Here is an 18,583-nt window from a genome sequence, read left to right on the forward strand (position 1 = left end):
GCCTTTCACAGCAGGTGCAGGTGGAGGCGGGGGTGGAATACCGTGTCTCGCTTTTGGAGGTGGCGGAGGCGGTGGAGGAGGAGGTAAAACGAAATCCTCTTCCCGCTGTGCATCACTCATAAGCGAATAAATGTAATCGAGGCGGTCTGCATCCGGGGAAGTAATCTTGTAATGGGTACTTCCGTTTACGGTTTTGGTTGACTTCTTGATGATTTGTTTATACTCTTCCATCATCTCCGGAGTGGCTCCTTTGGTGTTCACCGGGTTTTGTGTTGCCGGAGCCTTCGCTGCTGGCTTCTGGGCGGCAATCCTGGTACTGAATGCCATAACGGCTAGTCCAATAACCGGAACAATCGCGAGCTTCACACAGAAAGCTTTTACGGGGTTGGTTGTTTTGACCATCATAATGAGGCGTTTTTTAGTGAGTGAAAAATTGATCTGACTGCTCAGGGAAGCACCGCTGAGCTGACTTACTTTGCCCAGCAAAAGATGCTGGTAAGCGTAAGCATTGTTGTAAGTCCGGATGACGGCTTCGTCGGCAAGAAACTCGTGGTTTAGCCTGATGGCCCTTTTGTAAAAAATAAAGACAGGGTTAAACCAGAATATGGTTTGTAACAATTCAATAAAAAGAACATCCAGGGAATGTTTCTGCGTTACATGGGTCAGCTCATGCAATAGAATTTCTTCTTCAATTTTACCCTGCTGGTAGGCTTCGCGATGAACGAAAATGTAACCCAGGAAGCTGTGAGGTGTCAGTTTTTCATTAATCAGTACAATCTTTGAGTCCTGGTACGGAATTGCTTCATTCTGAGGTATTCTCCTGAAAATGCTGAAAATGTTTTTTCCCAGTCGAAACAAAAGTAAGGCAACGATGACTGCATAAGCCGGCCACAGGAATCTGCTGAAATCGAAATTAGCCCAGTTGCCTTCTGGGGAAGCCATTGTACTTAAATTTCTGTAAGAATTTGATCCCGGCAAAATGACGTTTACAGGTTTCAGGATGTCATAGGACAGATCGAGCGTAAAAGCCGGTATTACGAAAGCCAGGACCAGGCTGCCCAGCAGGTAAAACCTGTTGAATTTGTGCATCTTTTCTTTCTCCAGCAAGAGATGATAGGCCTGCAGAAACAAGGCGGAGCACAAAATGACTTTGATAAGGTAGATAGTCATTTTTTCTTTTTGTTAATTTCCTGTTCAACGATCTTCTTGAGTTCCTCCAGTTCTCCGGCCGACAGGTTCGTTGCGGTGGTAAAGAATGAGGCAAACTGCATGGGAGAATTATCAAAATAGTTTTTGATCATCCCATTAACATGCCTTGAAAAATAGTCAGTCTTCTGAATCAGCGGATAGTACTCTCTTGAATTTCCGAAAAGAGTGTATCCTACAAAACCCTTGTCCTGCATACGTTTCAGCAAGGTAGCGATAGTGGTGGTAGCAGGTTTAGGGTCCGGATGAAGATCGATGAGGTCTTTCATAAAGACTTTTTCCTGTTTCCAGATCAGTTCCATCAGTTGTTCTTCTGCTTTCGAAAGTGCCATTGCTCTATGTTTATGTATTATACTCTACAAATGTAGAATTAAATTTCATATAAAAAAATGTTTTGACGTAAATTTTGATTTTCTTGATACAAAGAAATAGGGAGTTCAGACGAGAGTGGTTTTTTTATTATGCTATTTACTCCACATTTTTCCAGATTAATCAGACTATTGCATTGATATAGGGAGTAAGGTCCAGATACATTTGACGGGTGTCTTTGTCATTATCTTCTTCTGAAAGGTACTCAAACCCCCTCTTTTCATAAAACGCCGGGGGTTTTTCATATGCATCAACCGTAATTAATTTACAGGCACAGGATTCATTGTGTTTTAAAGCCTGGGCTATAATATAGTTTACGAGCATCTTACCAAGTCCGGATTGTTTACTTGACACATCAACCGCTAAACGCCCGATTTTAATAGCCGGAAAACTCTTCAAGTGCCTTTTGGGGTGTGTGACCAAGCTCTTTAAAAAGCGTTTTAAAGAGGATCTGGAAGAAAAATCATTTTCTTCTACTTTTAAGCTGTCGTTAAAAATACTAAAATAAGCAATTGTTTTTTGCTCACCCTCAATTAAAAAAGTAGTAGCTAAAAGTTCTTCTGAAAATGGTATGGATTTGTTAAACAGAAAATCGTTTAGGTCTTCGTCTCCGCAATCGAAAGGTTTTATTGAAGTATTTTTATCCACTTTTAGCAAGGATAAATCTTCAAATATCATTCATTAATTTTTTAAAATAGCCTGGATTTTTTCAGCGTCTCTTTGAATTGACAATAAAGTTTCTGCGTTAATTTTTTTCGAACTGTTGGATTTGAGTTTTCCGAAAAAATTAACGGCATCTTGTCCTTTTAAAACAGGAGTTATCTTAATAGGTTTTGCCATTTCTTTGTTTATTTTCATCACAAATGTATAACATAATTTAATAAAAAAAGATTTTAACGGATGTGATTGGCATTATTCATTTCCACATTTTAAAACTTTTCCCAGATATAATGAATGCAAGAGTATCACTTTCAGGCCAAATCCGTTCAAAATCTTAGGTAAGCAATTGCAAATTCTTTCTCTGTTTTAAATTTTAAATCAATTGATCTTTTTTTTCTGATCATACGTCGACAATCTGAATAATTTTACCCGTGCTAAAATACAATCATGTGAAAAATACAGTTATTTTGGCCTGTTAATTTATTGAAAGTCTAATTTTTAAAATCAACAAACCAAAAAACGATGAAAAAAGTAGCTATTACTTTAAAAATTGTCTTGTTATCAGTCTTTTACACCCAGGCCCAAACTCCCTTAATTCTACGCCAGCCTGCCATCAATGCAGATGGTTCTGTAGTGGCTTTTTCGTTTCAGGGCGATATCTGGACAGTGCCGGCATCCGGCGGAAAAGGAACACGCCTTACCGTTCATGAAGCTTATGAGTCTAACCCGGTTTTTAGCCCGGATGGCAAACAAATCGCTTTCTCCGGTGCCAGATTCGGGAATAATGATGTTTTTGTGATGCCTGTTGAAGGAGGCTTACCGAAGCGTCTGACTTACCACTCTGGTATCGACAACATTGCCAGCTGGACACAGCCGGATAAAATCCTGTTTTCGACCAACCGCGAGTTCCGGCAGATCGAACGTCCCAATGAAGTGTATTCGATCAGTCCCAAAGGTGGTACAGAATCACGCTTTCTGGATGCTGTAGGGTTTGACCCGGTATTGTCGCCCAACGGCCGTTTTCTGGCTTTTGTCAGGGGGGACATTAACCCGGTAGCCAGACAGGACTACAAAGGAAGTTCTGATCGTGACCTGTGGATTTATGACACCAAAAATAAAACGTATGCCCAGCTTCCCGGGTTTGAAACCAATGACGTGTTTCCGCAATGGGGAAGCAACGACGTTCTTTATTTCTTAAGCAGTAACGACGGAGCCTATAATATTTACAAACTGAAGATTGATGCTAACGGAAAAGCCGCTAATGCACCTGAGAAGCTGACTAATTTCAAAGATGAATCCATCCGAGCCTTCAGCGTGTCTGCCAATGGCTCTGTTATTGTTTTTGAAAAGGATCTTAATCTTTACACCTTAAAAACCAGCGGTGGTTCTACCCAGAAACTGAACGTACAGATCAACGCTGATGAGCACCTGGACGCTACAGAACAAAAGACCCTGACCAGCGGAGCTACAGAGTATTCGGTATCTCCCAACGGAAAGCTAATGGCTTTCTCAGTAAGGGGTGAGGTATTTATCAAAGAAGCGGATAAGGAAAAATCAAGAAGCATCAATGTTTCCAATCATGCTTTCCGGGACATCGAGCCGACCTGGCTGAATGATTCTACCTTGCTTTTTACGAGCGACAGGCTTAACGGGAATTATGATGTTTTTATGGTCAGTTCTGCCGATACAAGTCAGCGGAATATCTTCAAAACCATGAAGCACAAGCTTACTCAGATTACCAAAACCACGGAAGATGAAACATCCCTGGAGATTTCTCCGGACGGCAAAAAAATAGCTTATGTGAGGGGCAGAGGTACTTTTGTGGTAAGCGATATCAGTGCTGACGGCAAACTGACCAATGAAAAAATACTGAGTAACAGCTGGGATGCCCCGAACGGCATAGCCTGGAGTCCGGACAGCAAATGGCTGGCGTATGCCATCAGCGATCTGTATTTTAACCAGGAAATCTTCATTCAGGCAGCTGATAACTCAGGTAAACCAGTGAACGTTACGATGCACCCGCGTACAGACAGCAGACCTTACTGGAGTGCAGATGGCTCAAAATTAGGTTTTATTTCGGGCAGAAGTTCAGACAGAAGCAATGATGTCTGGTTTGTTTGGCTGAAAAAAGAAGACTGGGAAAAGGAAACCCAGGACTGGCAGGAGCGTGATACCCCGGCCGCAGACGCAGCCCCGGCTAAAGGTGAGAAAAAAGGACCGAAGCCGATCAAAATTGATTTTGATAAAATACACGAAAGAATCGTACAGGTTACCAGTTTTCCGGGTGATGAAAGTGACCTGGTTATTTCTAAAGACGGCGAAACGTTTTATTATACCACGTCCAGCAGCAACGCTAAGGGCAGGGATTTGTACAGCATTAAATGGGACGGCAAAGATCTGAAAGAAATAACGAAAGGAGGATCTGGTCCTGGAAATGTGAGGATGGATAAAGATGCCAAATACCTTTATTTCAGCCGGATGGGCGGTATCAGCCGGATAGATCTGAAATCAAATGCGACAGAGGGGCTGCCTTATGCTGCCAAAATGAAAATTGATTACAATGCCGAACGCACTCAGGTTTTTGAAGAGGCATGGAGGACCATTAGGGATGGGTTTTACGATCCGAAATTCCATGGTAACGATTGGGTGAAACTACACGATAAATACAAGGAACGTTGCGTTTACTCAAGTACCGGAAACGATTTCAGAGATATGTTTAACTTACTGCTTGGAGAACTGAACTCAAGCCATATGGGATTGACCGTCACAGACAGGACAGATACCCAGCGTGAGGCCACCGGATTGTTAGGGACTGAACTGGTGCCTGTTTCAGACGGTGTGAAAGTAAGTCACGTAGTGCCGGAAACACCGGCGGATAAAGAAAGAAGCAAGCTCAATGAAGGAGATGTGATCACTGCCGTGAATGGTCAGAGCATTGGAGAGAATGACAATTTTCATGAAATGGTCAACGGGCTGGTGAATGAAAAAGTCTTGTTGAGCGTAAAAGGAACTGACGGCAAATCAAGAGAAGTGGTGATCCGTCTTACGGCCAGCATCGCTAATGACCTATATAATGAATGGGTGGACGGAAGGAAAAAACTGGTAGAGAAATTCTCGAACGGTCGCCTTGGTTATATCCATATCAAAGGCATGGATTTTCCAAGTTTTGAAGTGGTTGAAAGAGAATTTACAGCAGCCGGTTTTGGAAAAGAAGGTTTGATCATTGACGTCCGCTATAACGGTGGCGGGTCTACCACCGACTACCTGATGACCATCCTGAACTATAAACAGCATGCTTACACCATCCCGAGAGGAGCGAGTGATAACCTGGAAAAAGACAAACTTAAGTTCAAGGATTATTACCCCATCGGAGAGCGTCTGGTGTATGCCGCCTGGACCAAGCCGTCTATCGCTCTTTGTAACGAAGGAAGTTATTCCAACGCGGAGATTTTCTCACACGCTTACAAAACCCTTGGGATTGGCAAACTCGTGGGTGTTCCTACCAACGGATCTGTGATTTCTACAGGAGGTAAAGGCCTGATGGATGGTTCATTTGTAAGACTTCCCGGTCGCGGATGGTATACCAAAGCCACTGATAAAAACCAGGAATTGGGGCCTGCTGTACCGGATATTATCGTAGAAAACCAACCGGACTGGATCTCAAAAGGTACGGACGAGCAGCTGAAAGTAGCTGTTGATGAATTGTTGAAGGAAATCAGTGCGAAGAAGTAATCAGGCACTTGAAAATATGAAGAGGTCACCCGGATTTTTTTGGGTGGCTTCTTTTGTGTTAAAGAGTTTCCAGTTCTTTTTGAATGTTTTCTAAGGCTGCAGACTCATATAAATGAAAGAAGTAATCTGTTTTGTAAATTCTTTCCATGTTCAGGAAATGTTGCAATACTTTTTTCCTGCCGGGTTTGTACACAAAATCAGGATAAATAGAAAATTCTTTCCTGATCTGATGGCAATAGTTTTGATATGTTGTCCCGTCTTGTCCAAGAATGGCCAGGTCGGCGTCAGTGAAAAGATTTATATCATTGTTTGTACTTATAGAATGGCTTGCTGTTGCAAGTATAGTTTCATTAACCTGAGCGATTTTATCAGGAGGATAATTGATGTCCTTTAGTCTGTCTGTGGCTAATTCAGCACTTTTGCGTTCGTTGTTTTTGCTGGTCGTTTTGTATATGACATCATGATAGTAGAGAGAAAACAATAAAACATCCTGATTTACAATCTGGTCTTTTACTTTTTCCAACTGAATATACAGATTTTCAAGATGGCCGAGTGTGTGATAATGTCTGCTTTTCTGGGAGTAATGTTTTTCAAATTCAAGCCAGAGTTTTTCCGAGAGTTGAATATTGTCGAAATAATTACCGACAAGAGACATGAAAGTTTGTTTCAGCATAAGATTTATTGAAATCGAATTATAATCTTAATTCGTATCTTTTGAAATTCAACTAATTTTCACAACCCTGTCACCGGCACTTTCACCGTCTTAATCACCGGTTCAGAAAATTCCTTTTTGCCATAACGGGGCGTTACCACCATTTCTTTAAACGGCTTGTCCTGGTAAATGCTGGTTTCCCAGATCACTGATATTTTCACATCCACGTCGATGGCCTGCACCTGGTTGTCATTTAGCAGGCCGATATAGAAGTTGTTCTTTTTCAGGACCGGGTTTTTGCCATAGGCGGCCACACCCTTACCCTTATCGAAGGCTTCGTAAGAGGCATCTTTCTTCATGAACTTTTCCGCGTTGCGGAGGTCAGGCAAAAAGCAATATTGTACATCTTCGCCTACCGAGGGCATGACCAGCGTCCCGACGGTGCCGATAGCAATACCCGCCAGCGGTCCGCCACCCAGTATATATGAAGCTCCCTGTGCAATGTTTTTAAACAAACTCAGGTTTTTCTTCCACGCTTCGGAAGCCTCTTTACCTACACCGATCCAGTACGCCCAGCCGATGATTTTCCGGGTCTTGTAAGCTGAAACTTCGTTGGCTGGGAATACCACCTCAATGGTTTTATAATTCTTATTTTCAAAATTCCTGGCCGAGTGTATCCTTTCCACTTTCTCGATAATCCTGTCTTCAGACAATTCTTTTTTGGCAAGTTCCTTCCTGGTTTTCTGAACGTAGGAAGTGTCATAACCCACGATGGCATCTTTGGTATAGCTGTTGTAAGTGGTTTGCTGCTGTTCCTGCCATACCACTGCCGTATTGAAAACCCGGGTATCATCATTTTCGGGAATACGCTGGATTTTGATTTTACAGATACGACCGGAAATGGCGGAATTGTTGAATCGAAAAATATAAACCCCTTTTTGGGTCACCTGGATGACCTTGTTTTCGATCCTGGAGGTCTTATAATCGGAAAACCTCGCGTTGGAAGGGTACTCCAGGATCTGAATTTCTTTTAATTCCTTCCCGTCATTTTCCTGGAAACTAAAGATAATCTTGTCGCCCTTCGCAAATCCGAAATAAAGTTCCTCGTCTTTCTTCGCCCCGATTTTAAAAGTCTGGTCGGTGACGTCGACAGGCTCTTGCCCGGATACAAAAGTCAGACGGAAGGCAAAGCAAAGCAAGAAGAGAATTTTCGGATACATATCGTAAAAGGCTGATACCAATATGAAGTGGTAATGGTTTTAATTCGGAGTTTGGGTGTAAAAGTACGAAAGAATCTTTTATCTTAAGGAAAGGTATTTTTCTTTACATGCAATTACTCCCACGCCTTGGTATTTTCTTTTTTAAGGCAAATTCTAATTTTTCGAATACAGGAGTTCTTTTCTTGAACGCCAGACGTGGTTATGTGAGTATTTCTTCTGAAATTTATCCCAGGGATTTTTCCCTGCAATTCAACCTTTAAAATTTTAATGTATTCTATGAAAAAATTACTTACCGGACTCGGTGTTTCACTTTGCTTTTTAACCATGGTGTCTTGTTCTTCCAAACCGGAGGAGGCCAAAGTCAATGAACTGACCGAACAGGAGAAGAAAGATGGGTGGGTTTCTCTTTTTGATGGTAAAACCACTGATGGCTGGCATTTGTACAACAAGGGCAAAGTTGCTTCAGCCTGGGTGGTTCAGGACAGCAGCCTGCATTGCAGGTTCGACACCACCGAAGTTGAACATGGAGACCTGGTTTCTGATAAAGAGTTCGAAAACTTTGATCTGAAATTTGAATGGAAGATCCCGAAAGAAGGTAACAGCGGTGTATTTATCAATGTGGTAGAAAAGCCTGAAATTCCTACAGCATGGGCTTCAGCACCTGAATATCAGTTGCTTGAAGCCTCTCACCCGGATTATGCTACCAGCCCTAAAAAGCGTGCTGGTGGAATGTTCAACCTGTTTGAGCAAAAGAACCCGGTATCACCCAAACCCGTTGGAGAATGGAACCAGTCGGAAATCAAACAGACAGGCGGTAAGATCGAGTTTTATCTGAACGGTGTTCTCACTGTACAGGAAGACCTGACTAATCAGGCCTGGAAAGACCTGATCGCTTCTACCGGCTTCCAGCATTTCCCTGAATTCGGAAAGGCCACCAAAGGCCGGATCGGGCTACAGGAGTGGTCAAAAGGAATATCTTTCCGGAATATTAAAATCAAGACATTGTAATCCTGCCCCTCAGGGACAGGATTAACGACTCACCGAGCCTTGCAGGCCCACCCTCGGGGTGCTGGCTACAAGGCTCGGCTGTTTTCTGCCTGGCCTGTCGATCTGTTTTTATAGTTTACCTTTTTCAGCTGACCGAAACTATAGGTAAGCGTTATCCGGTAATATTTGTTGTTATTCTTTCGGGCAAAATCAATATAAGTCTGCCCGATTTCATAGTGGCCTGAAGGTTTATCCAGCCTGAAGATATCGTTAGCCATCAAATTGACTTTCAGTGTCTTGTCAAAGAAATCTTTTTCAATACCCATAGCTGCCATGAGCTGGTTATGCCGGTAAAAAATGCCGTCATACTTGTCTCCGTTATACCTGCCGATGGCCTGTATTTTAAACAGATTGCTGATATTAAAGGTGTTGCCGGAATAGAGGTTCAGTTGAGGCCGGCTGGCTCTCAGAACAAATGAAAAGTCGTCGCTGGTGTATTTGTTGTAAATGATATCGACGGTGTTCATAGAATTCCACCAGGAAAGCGTAAACGGTGCTGATAAGGAAACATACCAGGCGTTTAAACGGGAGAAATTCATGGGCTTCAGGACATAGCTGTTTTCTGCTTCTCCCTGTACGGCTGCTCCCGAGATGGCATCTTTGGTGTGGGTGTATCCTGCTTTTAAGTAATATTTATCATAAGTGGCACCTATTTCAAATGCATTGGTTTTTTCAGGCTTCAGAAAAGGATTGCCTTCAATACTTGTGTAGGCATCCTGGTAAATGCCGGAAGGATTCAGGGCCTGGTACCGCGGCCTGGTGATCCTGGAAGTATAGGACAGGCTCAGCTGAAATTGATCAGACGGTTTAAGAGATACCTGGGCATTGGGAAAGAGATTGAGGTAATTATCCCTAATCATTTCAAATCCTTTTACGTCCGTTTGCAGGGTGTAGCTGGTCCATTCACTTCTTAGTCCCAGGGTATAACTTAACTTTTTGTCCATTTCACTATTCAAACTCAGGTAGGCAGCAGGAATGTTCTCCAGGTATTTAAAGTCAGCAGACCGCGTATTGTCGGGTACGAGGTCTTTACCCTCGACGCCGGCATAAAAATCTGAATAAGAAGAATTGTGAGCGTTGCTGTATTTGACCCCAAAGTCAAGTTTATGATACTGATGAATGGCTCTGGAATAATCTGCCTGAATATTAGCCAGCCTGATATTGTAACCGGCTTTGTTGTTCAGAAGTCTGGACGATGCCAGCCCGCCGACCAGGTTTTTCTCCCTGATATCATCATCTGTGTCCGAAACATAGCCGGCATATTGTCCACCGACGAACAACGAAGAGCCCTTGTTGTCCGGAGTTAGGCTGTAGTTAAAGGTAAGAGCATTATTACGGACAATATTGTTATTGGACACGTCACTTTTAAACAGCCCGTTCATGGTGGCAGAGGTAATGGCGTTTTCACTCTGTGTGTTGCCTCCGAGGTGGTTGTATGAACCGCTGTATTCAGCTGAGATATAGCTTTTTTCGTTCAGGTCATATTGCCCGCCGAAGTTATAATTGGAGAAGTTGTCGTATCGCCTGTTCCAGTCGGTCATCAGGACAGACTGAAACAGGTCTGCCGATTTCAGCCTCGAACGGGTCGTATTCAGTATTTCGCGGGTTCTGCCCAGCAACAGCCCGTAGCTTCCGGTCAGGGAAAGTTTGTCTTTTTTATAATTGACATCCATGTTCGTGTTGCCGCTGGGCGGACTGAAATCTGAGGCCGTAAAGACCTGCCTGATATTGCCTTTGTAACCTTCGTCGGCATTGGTAATGGTGATTACGTTTATTACGGCCTTGCCTTCCGCATCGTATCTCGAAGACGGATTGGCGATGATCTCCATCTTTTTGATCTGGGATGCCGAAATGGAAGCGAATTGCTCGGTAGTGATACGCCTTCCGTTCAGGTAAATGATGGCTTCGCCTTTTCCCGGCACAAAGATGCCGTCTTCCGTCACGTTCACGCCGGGAGACCTGGAAAGAATTTCGATGGGAGAGGTGCTCGTGGCCAGCAGGGTGTTGGCCACATTGACTTCCACCGTTCCATTGGCTTTGTTGCTGAACAAAGGGGCTTGTCCTGTCACTCTTACCTCGCCTAAAGTCTTTTGGCTGACCTGCATAGCCACCTCGCCAAGATCTGAAATCAGCTGAGCTGGGCTGATGGTCACCGGGCCTTTGTATGTTTTTTCGTATTCCACCGACGAAACCGCGAGCAGGTAAACTCCCTCCGGCACAAGGCTTATTTCAAATGCTCCTATAGCGTCTGTAAAAGTGCTTTTGATGATGGATGAATCCCTGGCATAAAGCAGGGAAACCGTCGCAAATTCTACCCCTTTCCGGGTGTTGAGGTCGATGGCTTTTCCCTTGATAATTCCCTGCTGGGCGTAAGCATGAAGGCTGATGAAGAAAATCAGGAGTGTCTTGTACATAAGTTTGCTTTGGTTTTTTGTTCAAAATTCCAAAACAATCAGCGGATGGAAGGGGCATAATAAGGAATCAGGAGTACGGTTTTATAAATCCGCACCGTCATACGGCAGGGTCTGACTGCGTCTTTTGCTGATAGGCAGCGGGAGTCTTGCCGGTAAGCTTCTTGAAAGCTGCAAAAAAGGTAGATTTGGAGTTGAATCCTACTTCATAGCCTATCGACTCCAGAGTGAGGCGATTACTGGAAGCAATCATGCTGCAGGCCTCATTGATCCTGAATTCATTGACATAAGTAGTGAAGTTTTTGCCCAGGTTGTCGTTGAGGAGCTGTGACAACTGATGACCTGAGATATTGAGTTCTTTGGATACTTCATGCAGTTTGAGATCGGGATTTCTGTACAATCCTTTTTCTGTCATACTTTTCTCCAACCTGGCGATCAACCTGTCGGCATCTTCGTCGTTTACTTTCCGGGCCGGAGATTTGGGCTGACCTGGTATAAAAAAGTCGCTGCTCTTTTTCTTATGCAGAAGCATGAAGAGGATAAGATAAACACTGAAAGAAAAGGCCACCGCACCGTTGAGATACAATGAAAAAGAAGCGATCCATAAAGCCAGCTGAAAGAAAGTGAAGATCAGGGCTGTGCATCCGAAGATCGCCAGCAGCCATATCTCGGTGGGTTTCATTTTGTAGTCGCGGGTAAAGAGATTTTTGAACAAGCCTTTCAATACAAAGCCTGAAGCCACCATGTAGACAAACCATTCTGCGTAAATGAACTGGACAAAGTATTTATTCCAGAGTTTAGGATAAGCAGGATAAGAGTAGACCACGCCGGTGATCAGGATAAAAGCTGTTAATATGATCAGGTTACGCCTGGATGACTTCGGAAAGGGATTGGCCGGGTTAAGGGCTGATCTCAGGAAATAATAGAGGAATGGTCCGATAAAAAAGCAGGCAGTGAGACCAATCTGCAGATAGATTTTGGGCAATGAACGGTCCAGCGAGGCAAAAATAGATTTGGTGATCCGCAGACTGAGCATCAGGAGCAGGCCGATAAATAAAATGGTCGACACATGCTTTTTCCGGGAGGTAACCAGAAAATACCCACTCAGCACGAGCCCGTTGAAGGCCCCGAGAGCCCCCAGGAATAATAAAATTTCTTTGCCCGCAGTCATAGCAACAGTATAGCTTTTACAGATGTAAAATAAGCGGAAAATTTTGGTTTATTGCTGGTGGATGGTGTTAAAAGTTGGAAAAATGAACTGAATCCTTTTCAAATTATGGGGAATGAAGGATATCAAGGAACTTCAACAAAAAAGCAAAACCCAACCGGTTTTGCTTTTACGAATCTGAATCTCCTCAGGCTTTATTCATTTCATTGATGATCGATAACATCAACTCTCCGGCATCCCTGAATTTCAGGAGGGAGGCAGATTGGCCTGACCAGTAAGACCTGAAGGCTGAGTTGCTGCCTTCTGTGGCCGGGTAGGCTTTCAGATGGCCCATAAATTTGCCCTGAAGAGGATAAGGGGCCATCAGATGTTGGCTATCCTTTAATTCTTCCGTCAGCCTGTTTCGCAGTCCCCTGGCAAGTCTTCCCGTAAAAACTTTGGTGAGTACGGTATCTTTTCCTTCTTCTGAAAACAGTTTGTCTTTGTGGTCCTGCGTGGCGTTAGACTGGTTGGTGGCTAAGAAGGCTGTCCCCATCTGCACTGCGTCAGCCCCTAAGGCCAGGGCAGCTTTTACCCCTCTCACATCAGCAATGCCCCCTGCGGCTATCACCGGTATTTTTACATTGTCTGCCACTTGAGGAATCAGGGCGAAAGTCCCTGTCAGGGAATCTTCGGCTGATCTTAAGAACGAAACCCGGTGTCCGCCCGCTTCACAGCCTGTGGCGACGATGGCATCCACGCCTGCTTTTTCCAGGGCGATGGCTTCATCAACAGTAGTGGCGGCCCCGACTGTTTTGATGCCCAGGCTTCTGCATTTCTCCAGGATATCTTCAGACGGTATACCATACACAAAACTGAAAACCGCCGGTCTGACTTCATAAATGGCCTCTAACTGGTCTTCAAATTTAGCTCCCAGGTTAGTGGGTCTTTCGGGTATGGGCAAATCGAGTTCTTTAAAATAAGGGGTGAACAAATCCGTCAATTTTTTATAATCCTCACTGTCAAATTCTGCCAGACGACGGTCCCTGTCATTGACCCAAAGGTTGATATTGAAGGGCTTATCCGTTGCTTTTCTGATGGCCGCAGAGGTTTCAATGATTTCTTTTGCTGAATACGGTTGCCCGCCGAAAGAACCCAGCCCTCCGGCGTTCGACACTGCCGCCGTGAGGGCAACCGAGGACAAACCACCGCCAAACGGTCCCTGAACTATCGGGTATTGAATACCCAGCAGCCCCGTAAATTTTGTATTATTCCACATATTCTTGTTTGTTTTATGAGGGTTTACTGTTCCAAAACCAGGTAACGAATTTAATGAAATTCCGGCTATCGCCATGCCTTTCAATGCATTCCGCCGTTTCATCAGCTTTCCTTTTGGGCGACTATCTTGAATTGCAGCACAAAATCATCGTGGATCAGCTTGTCTCCCAGGTTGGGAATAAATTTACCGGAGCCATAACGGATGTTGTACAGCGTACGATCGATGACAATCTCACCAAGCGAATGCAGGGTATCAGTAAACACCTCTGTTCTGGCTATGAAACTCGCCGGGTGGGCTATGCCCTTGATGGTGAGCATGCCCGTCAGTCTGAATTGATTGTCGTTCAGGGCTGTTCCATGTTCGATGAGGAGGCTGGAAGTGGGGAAATGATCCACTCCAAAAAAATCATCATGGAATAAATGGTCCTTAAAATCCTGGTTGGTTTTCAGGTCTTCGATGTCTGTAATGATGATCGAAGTCATGTCTATAACGACCTCTCCGCTATTGATTTTACCATTTTCCAGGTCGATATGACCGTCTGCAATACCGATGGTTCCGGTGTGCAGCCCCAATACTTTTTTGCCCGTCCAGTTGACGACGCTGCTTGTTTTCTGAATTTTGAACTTTGCCATTTTTTTTTGAATTATTTGATGATGCAAAGTTCTCCAGGGCAGTAAAAATCTGAAAGGACGTACCGCACAAGTTTCATGTGAGGTACCTCACATTTTACTTTGAGGAAGCGTTGAAACGGCTGAGGGTTTCGCGGGTAACGCCGAGGTAAGAGGCGATCAGTTGTTTGGGTACTTTCTGGAAAAGCTGTGGATATTGCTCCAGCAGTTTGTCGTATCTTTCTTTCGCACTGCTGCTGAGTAAGGAGAGGATGCGTTGCTGCAGGGCCACATTTCTTTTGTTGGTTTTTTTTCGGAAAAAGTGTTCGATCTTATGCATCTCAGCACACAGTTTTTCCCGGTTTTGATAAGACAGACAAAGCAGTTCGGTTTCTTCTACGCAGTCGATGTTGACCGTAGCCACACCCTGGTCGTAATAAGCCTGGTAATCGGTGATCCACCAGTCCTGCAGCCCGAACTGGATGATGTGTTCTTTGCCGTTGGCGTCTGTGCTGTAGGATTTCAGACAACCGCTCAGGATAAAAAAATCATTTTCAACAAGCAGCCCTTCCTGCACCACAAACTGGTGTTTTTTAAATTTCCTGAACCTGAAATGAGACAAAACATACTCAAACTCCGCATCGGTAAGCGAAATTATTTTTTCTATCTGATGTCTTAATATCTGGCTCATTACGGCTATATTTTTCTTTCAAATGTAGGAATAAGTTGCCTTAAATCCATTATGAAATTTCTCCTTCAGAACTGCTTCGGTTTCAATCCTTGCCCGGCCAGTTCGGCTATTTCATTGATCCGTCGCTGCCTGGTTTCCTGTTGTTTGGCGAGTAACAACCATTGCAGGATAGCTTTCCTGGAAGACTTGCTCAGGCTTAAAAAGAAATCTTCCGAGCCCGGCCGGGTTTGAAACGCGGCTGTCAGGTCGGCAGGAATGACCAGTTTTTCCGCCTCGTCCAATGTGGTCCAGGAGCCGTCGGCTTTGGCTGCTTCGATGACCGCCAAACCCGCTTGTGTCATCAGTCCTTCTTCTGTGAGCCGTTCTATTTTGTCTTTGTTTATTTTTGACCAGACGCTTTTCGCTTTCCTTTTGCTGAAAAACTGCATAAACATATCATTTTCCAGAGATCTGCGGGTACTGTCTATCCATCCGAAGCAAAGGGCTTCATCCACCGCATCACTCCAGGCCACCGAGGGCACGCCGGTTTTTTTCTTGTGATGAATCAGCCAGACAGACTGCTTTGAGCTGTGGTTTTCTGCCAGCCACTTCCGCCATTCATCGCGGTTTTCAGGGTAAAAAGTTTCTGTTTCTTTTTTCATTTGTTGTTATTGGAGAGAGCAGGAAGGAAAAAGGAGCAAGGACATGACAGGCTTTTTCCTTTCTCCGGTTATTATACCACTAAAATAACACTTACTATCAGAATACCCAATAAATGATAGGCCCCGCTGATAATTCCGTAAAGAATTGGTTTTGGAACGTTGGGATTGATGGCGATATTGACCGTATTGGCTACCAGGTATCCCACACCTACAATCAATGCAAACTCTATGGCTGCATCGATAGTTTCAATGTGCAGGGCAGACATTAACACGGCAGTTGCGAGGGTAATCACGAGGGAACAAAGGGCAGGCCCGACGATAAAAATGGGTTTATTGGGTAGCACTTCGTTTTCTTTCCCTAAAGAAATTTTGTAGGGTTTGCTGAAGAACAACGTGAACCACAAGGCTCCGAGAATAAAGTACACGACAAAGGCGACCAGGACGCTGATCCAGTTCAGATGGGCTAATTGATTCATCATCATTTTGTTTTTTTTAGTTTATGATGCAAACCTAAGAGCGTGCTGTGACAGCGGTATGTCAAGGGTACAACATGGGTAAAAATAAAAAAAGGCTTTAAGCTATAGGCAGTAAGGAAGATGAATTGAGGCACACGGCTTCTGATCAAAGCTAATCGCCTGCAGCCTGTTGCTTAAAGCTTATCCTGCAGCTTATCGCTCCCCATGATTCCTGTCAAAAAACTCCTGCAAAGTCATTTTGTGAGGGGTGAATTTTTCGGTGAGGACTTCCAGTTTTCTGATCCTGTCGAGGCGGAAATACCGGAAGCCGTTTCTCAGACGGCACCAGGCTACCAGCAGCCAGTTTTCCTGGGTATGCAGCAAGGCAAAAGCTTCTATCAGCCTGACGGAGCCTTCATTGGCTTCGTTGATGTACTCAATTTTAGCCAGGTAAAAGCTGGTAATGCAAAATTGCAGATCGGATAAATTATTGCTGTTTCTTTCACGGTTGATGTTCTGGTCAAACCGGGTGCGTTCGGCCAGGAGGTTGGCTTTTTCCTTCATTGTATTCCTAAGCACTGCCTTGATCTTGTCGATGGCCTCTGTATAATCTTTGATAAAAGAGGTGTCTTTGTTTTTAAGGACCAGTTGCTCGGCCAGGATCAGGGCATTGGCTTGATTCTCAGTAAACATCACCGGGGGTACCCGGTAACCTTCCATAAGGGTATAGCCTTTGCCATCTTCCGTAAGAATCGGTACCCCTGCCTGCTCCAGGGCCTTGATGTCCCGGTAAATAGTCCTGTTGCTGACTGAGAATTTCAGGGCCAGTTCCGGAGCCGTCAGGATCCGTTTCGTCTGAAACTGCGTCAGTATCGCGACGAGCCGAGAAAGGCGTTTGGTGTCGTTGTCGTTCATCCGGGGTCAGATTTTCTTCATTAATGGCTGATGGATCAAAAGTAAGAGAAACTTGCGTGGGCTTCAAATTTCTTGTTTGATCTTTTCTCAGACTGTCCAACGTCTCCGACGTATCGGACGGTGTAACGCGGTCTCTGACCGGAGTGATGAGAATCTGCGTTATTGACTTGCCGGAACTGTCTTTTAACAACGTCTGACGGCGGTCAGCGACCGCGTTTCGCCGACTGGGCGTCCGCTCTCCAGCGTCTCAGACGTTGGAGAGCGGAGCTTATTTCATTACTTCCGGTGATACTACAACAAAATCATACTTATAAATAAGCTGATAGGTGTCTTCCGTGAGTGTTTTATCATTTTTATATCTGACCCTGAATGGACGTAAATCCACCACAACCCATTTTTCTTTGTCATATAACTTCAGAAACTCCTTTGGATATTCATTGTATTCACTTTCGAGATCATCGATGATTACTCCCTTTTCTGTAGTGAATCTGTTGACAAAAAACACATTGGTAAAGTTGGTTTTATTCCGCTGGGTAAGTTCGTAAGCCGCGTTGCCGATGTCATACAAATGCGTTGTCAGGTTAAGCCCTTTGGCCAGGTGATTGGCCCCCATTTTAAAAAATACCTTTTCATTTTTAGACGGGGTACGGTCGTAATAATGGTAGAAATTATTTTTCATCAGCGTGGCTCTCATCAGTGAATTGTCTTCGTAGTAGATCGTTCTGGATATTTTAATGTCTTCCAGGATCATTTTCAGGTCTTTCTGGGCAATACCGTTTTTCAGGCTGTCGAGCAACTTCACTTTCGGCATCCACCATTTGGCCAGCAAACTGTCGTACACCGCTTTGTATTGTGTCTTAACTTTTGGCGGCTGGGCATTGTAAACCTTTTCCAGGCAATAGGTAAAAGCCATCTGGTATTCCTGGTCGATGCCCCAGATCTTAAAATTGTGTTTATTGGCTGTGACCAGCATGCTGGCATCCTCTTTGGTTTTAAAGAAAGGGAAGGTGCCGTAAGCTCCTTTGTCTTTGGATATTTCGAGAATTTCTCCCGCAGGGTCTTTCATTTTGGAAATCCGGGTCAGTTCGCCGGCTACAAACGGACTGGTTTCTACGCACCAGTTTTTGAACCCATTCTTTGCGGCCGTTTCAAGAGCATAGGTCGATAATTGAGAAATCAAAGGCGAATTGTGGTATTCTCCCCAGGCCACAAACTGGTTGTCTGCAAATTGTTTTTCGAGGATGGTCCAGCCTTTGCCTTCGGGTTTTTGTCCGTCAAAAGTAAACGAGCTTGAATGTTGGAGTACATACTTATTGAATTTGGCAGAGTCGCTGACAGTCTTGCCTGTTTGTCCGAAGCCTTGAAAATTGATCAGAAAAGCAGCAATAATTAAAAAATTCTTCATTCCGGGTTTAGGGTGTTTAATTGTTTTCAGGGATATGCGAAGCAACCTCAGGGTCATTCCTCACTCTGGGATACAAAATATAACCCGGAAGCTTATGTTGATCATCTTTTGACGTATAATTATATTCTTTCGTTGGATAGTGATA

The 18,583-nt window shown here is 44.2% G+C and carries 17 protein-coding genes; 2 read left to right on the forward strand and 15 right to left on the reverse strand.

Annotated features, from left to right (window positions below; translation table 11 throughout):
* From GVN16_RS25490 to GVN16_RS25505, 4 genes are all read right to left on the reverse strand, one after another.
* The coding region (locus tag GVN16_RS25490; RefSeq protein WP_166566808.1) for a M56 family metallopeptidase at positions 1–1,170 on the reverse strand (1,170 nt) is incomplete at its 3' end.
* Positions 1,167–1,538, reverse strand: coding sequence for a BlaI/MecI/CopY family transcriptional regulator (locus tag GVN16_RS25495; protein ID WP_166566809.1), 372 nt, complete (start codon positions 1,536–1,538; stop codon positions 1,167–1,169). The genes GVN16_RS25490 and GVN16_RS25495, both read right to left, overlap by 4 nt.
* 160 nt (positions 1,539–1,698) lie before the next feature.
* Positions 1,699–2,253, reverse strand: coding sequence for a GNAT family N-acetyltransferase (locus tag GVN16_RS25500; protein ID WP_166566810.1), 555 nt, complete (start codon positions 2,251–2,253; stop codon positions 1,699–1,701).
* A 3-nt stretch (positions 2,254–2,256) separates the two neighbouring features.
* Positions 2,257–2,415: a hypothetical protein gene (locus GVN16_RS25505; protein ID WP_166566811.1), complete on the reverse strand. Its 159-nt coding sequence runs from the start codon at positions 2,413–2,415 to the stop codon at positions 2,257–2,259.
* 342 nt (positions 2,416–2,757) lie between these two features.
* Here GVN16_RS25505 and GVN16_RS25510 point away from each other — a divergent pair, with 342 nt between their 5' ends.
* Positions 2,758–5,967, forward strand: coding sequence for a S41 family peptidase (locus GVN16_RS25510; protein WP_166566812.1), 3,210 nt, complete (start codon positions 2,758–2,760; stop codon positions 5,965–5,967).
* Between the two features lie 58 nt (positions 5,968–6,025).
* Here the strand turns inward: GVN16_RS25510 and GVN16_RS25515 are convergent, their stop codons facing one another.
* Together GVN16_RS25515 and GVN16_RS25520 are read right to left on the reverse strand one after the other, a co-directional pair.
* Positions 6,026–6,640 carry a hypothetical protein gene (locus GVN16_RS25515; protein ID WP_205748995.1) on the reverse strand — a complete coding sequence of 205 codons (615 nt, stop codon included), beginning with the start codon at positions 6,638–6,640 and terminating at the stop codon, positions 6,026–6,028.
* Positions 6,641–6,699: 59 nt separating this feature from the next.
* Positions 6,700–7,839: a hypothetical protein gene (locus GVN16_RS25520; RefSeq protein ID WP_166566813.1), complete on the reverse strand. Its 1,140-nt coding sequence runs from the start codon at positions 7,837–7,839 to the stop codon at positions 6,700–6,702.
* A 276-nt stretch (positions 7,840–8,115) separates the two neighbouring features.
* On the opposite strand from GVN16_RS25520, the gene GVN16_RS25525 reads away from it, so the two are divergent.
* On the forward strand, positions 8,116–8,847 hold the full coding sequence (locus GVN16_RS25525) for a DUF1080 domain-containing protein (RefSeq protein ID WP_166566814.1): 732 nt from the start codon (positions 8,116–8,118) through the stop codon (positions 8,845–8,847).
* A gap of 65 nt (positions 8,848–8,912) precedes the next feature.
* Here GVN16_RS25525 and GVN16_RS25530 read toward each other — a convergent pair whose 3' ends face one another.
* From GVN16_RS25530 to GVN16_RS25570, 9 genes are all read right to left on the reverse strand, one after another.
* Entirely contained in the window at positions 8,913–11,300 is a 2,388-nt protein-coding gene (locus GVN16_RS25530; protein WP_166566815.1) for an outer membrane beta-barrel family protein, read from the reverse strand.
* A gap of 97 nt (positions 11,301–11,397) precedes the next feature.
* Positions 11,398–12,468 carry an AraC family transcriptional regulator gene (locus tag GVN16_RS25535; RefSeq protein ID WP_166566816.1) on the reverse strand — a complete coding sequence of 357 codons (1,071 nt, stop codon included), beginning with the start codon at positions 12,466–12,468 and terminating at the stop codon, positions 11,398–11,400.
* Positions 12,469–12,652: 184 nt separating this feature from the next.
* Entirely contained in the window at positions 12,653–13,825 is a 1,173-nt protein-coding gene (locus tag GVN16_RS25540; RefSeq protein WP_229244370.1) for a nitronate monooxygenase family protein, read from the reverse strand.
* Positions 13,825–14,355 (reverse strand): YceI family protein, encoded by a 531-nt coding sequence (locus tag GVN16_RS25545; RefSeq protein WP_166566817.1) that lies wholly within the window; start codon positions 14,353–14,355, stop codon positions 13,825–13,827. The genes GVN16_RS25540 and GVN16_RS25545 overlap by 1 nt, the downstream gene beginning before the upstream one ends.
* 94 nt (positions 14,356–14,449) lie before the next feature.
* Positions 14,450–15,022 carry a Crp/Fnr family transcriptional regulator gene (locus tag GVN16_RS25550; protein WP_166566818.1) on the reverse strand — a complete coding sequence of 191 codons (573 nt, stop codon included), beginning with the start codon at positions 15,020–15,022 and terminating at the stop codon, positions 14,450–14,452.
* A 65-nt stretch (positions 15,023–15,087) separates the two neighbouring features.
* Positions 15,088–15,663: a YdeI family protein gene (locus GVN16_RS25555; protein WP_166566819.1), complete on the reverse strand. Its 576-nt coding sequence runs from the start codon at positions 15,661–15,663 to the stop codon at positions 15,088–15,090.
* Positions 15,664–15,734: 71 nt separating this feature from the next.
* The gene (locus tag GVN16_RS25560) at positions 15,735–16,145 is read right to left on the reverse strand and encodes a DUF1761 domain-containing protein (RefSeq protein WP_229244371.1); all 411 of its coding nucleotides are present in this window, start codon (positions 16,143–16,145) and stop codon (positions 15,735–15,737) included.
* A gap of 186 nt (positions 16,146–16,331) precedes the next feature.
* Positions 16,332–17,033: a YafY family protein gene (locus GVN16_RS25565; RefSeq protein WP_166566820.1), complete on the reverse strand. Its 702-nt coding sequence runs from the start codon at positions 17,031–17,033 to the stop codon at positions 16,332–16,334.
* A gap of 268 nt (positions 17,034–17,301) precedes the next feature.
* A complete protein-coding gene (locus tag GVN16_RS25570) occupies positions 17,302–18,438 on the reverse strand; it encodes a hypothetical protein (protein ID WP_166566821.1) in 1,137 nt (378 codons plus the stop codon).
* Between the last annotated feature and the right edge of the window lie 145 nt (positions 18,439–18,583).

The sequence above is a fragment of the Emticicia sp. CRIBPO genome (genome assembly GCF_009905725.1).
Classification (GTDB): Bacteria; Bacteroidota; Bacteroidia; order Cytophagales; family Spirosomataceae; genus Leadbetterella.

What these genes read in the sequence shown, in the direction of transcription:
- GVN16_RS25495 (WP_166566809.1), bottom strand. Translation starts at nt 1,538, where the DNA reads ATGGCACTTTCGAAAGCAGAAGAACAACTGATGGAACTGATCTGGAAA.
- GVN16_RS25500 (WP_166566810.1), bottom strand. Translation starts at nt 2,253, where the DNA reads ATGATATTTGAAGATTTATCCTTGCTAAAAGTGGATAAAAATACTTCA.
- GVN16_RS25505 (WP_166566811.1), bottom strand. Translation starts at nt 2,415, where the DNA reads ATGGCAAAACCTATTAAGATAACTCCTGTTTTAAAAGGACAAGATGCC.
- GVN16_RS25510 (WP_166566812.1), top strand. Translation starts at nt 2,758, where the DNA reads ATGAAAAAAGTAGCTATTACTTTAAAAATTGTCTTGTTATCAGTCTTT.
- GVN16_RS25515 (WP_205748995.1), bottom strand. Translation starts at nt 6,640, where the DNA reads ATGCTGAAACAAACTTTCATGTCTCTTGTCGGTAATTATTTCGACAAT.
- GVN16_RS25520 (WP_166566813.1), bottom strand. Translation starts at nt 7,839, where the DNA reads ATGTATCCGAAAATTCTCTTCTTGCTTTGCTTTGCCTTCCGTCTGACT.
- GVN16_RS25525 (WP_166566814.1), top strand. Translation starts at nt 8,116, where the DNA reads ATGAAAAAATTACTTACCGGACTCGGTGTTTCACTTTGCTTTTTAACC.
- GVN16_RS25530 (WP_166566815.1), bottom strand. Translation starts at nt 11,300, where the DNA reads ATGTACAAGACACTCCTGATTTTCTTCATCAGCCTTCATGCTTACGCC.
- GVN16_RS25535 (WP_166566816.1), bottom strand. Translation starts at nt 12,468, where the DNA reads ATGACTGCGGGCAAAGAAATTTTATTATTCCTGGGGGCTCTCGGGGCC.
- GVN16_RS25540 (WP_229244370.1), bottom strand. Translation starts at nt 13,825, where the DNA reads ATGAAACGGCGGAATGCATTGAAAGGCATGGCGATAGCCGGAATTTCA.
- GVN16_RS25545 (WP_166566817.1), bottom strand. Translation starts at nt 14,355, where the DNA reads ATGGCAAAGTTCAAAATTCAGAAAACAAGCAGCGTCGTCAACTGGACG.
- GVN16_RS25550 (WP_166566818.1), bottom strand. Translation starts at nt 15,022, where the DNA reads ATGAGCCAGATATTAAGACATCAGATAGAAAAAATAATTTCGCTTACC.
- GVN16_RS25555 (WP_166566819.1), bottom strand. Translation starts at nt 15,663, where the DNA reads ATGAAAAAAGAAACAGAAACTTTTTACCCTGAAAACCGCGATGAATGG.
- GVN16_RS25560 (WP_229244371.1), bottom strand. Translation starts at nt 16,145, where the DNA reads ATGATGATGAATCAATTAGCCCATCTGAACTGGATCAGCGTCCTGGTC.
- GVN16_RS25565 (WP_166566820.1), bottom strand. Translation starts at nt 17,033, where the DNA reads ATGAACGACAACGACACCAAACGCCTTTCTCGGCTCGTCGCGATACTG.
- GVN16_RS25570 (WP_166566821.1), bottom strand. Translation starts at nt 18,438, where the DNA reads ATGAAGAATTTTTTAATTATTGCTGCTTTTCTGATCAATTTTCAAGGC.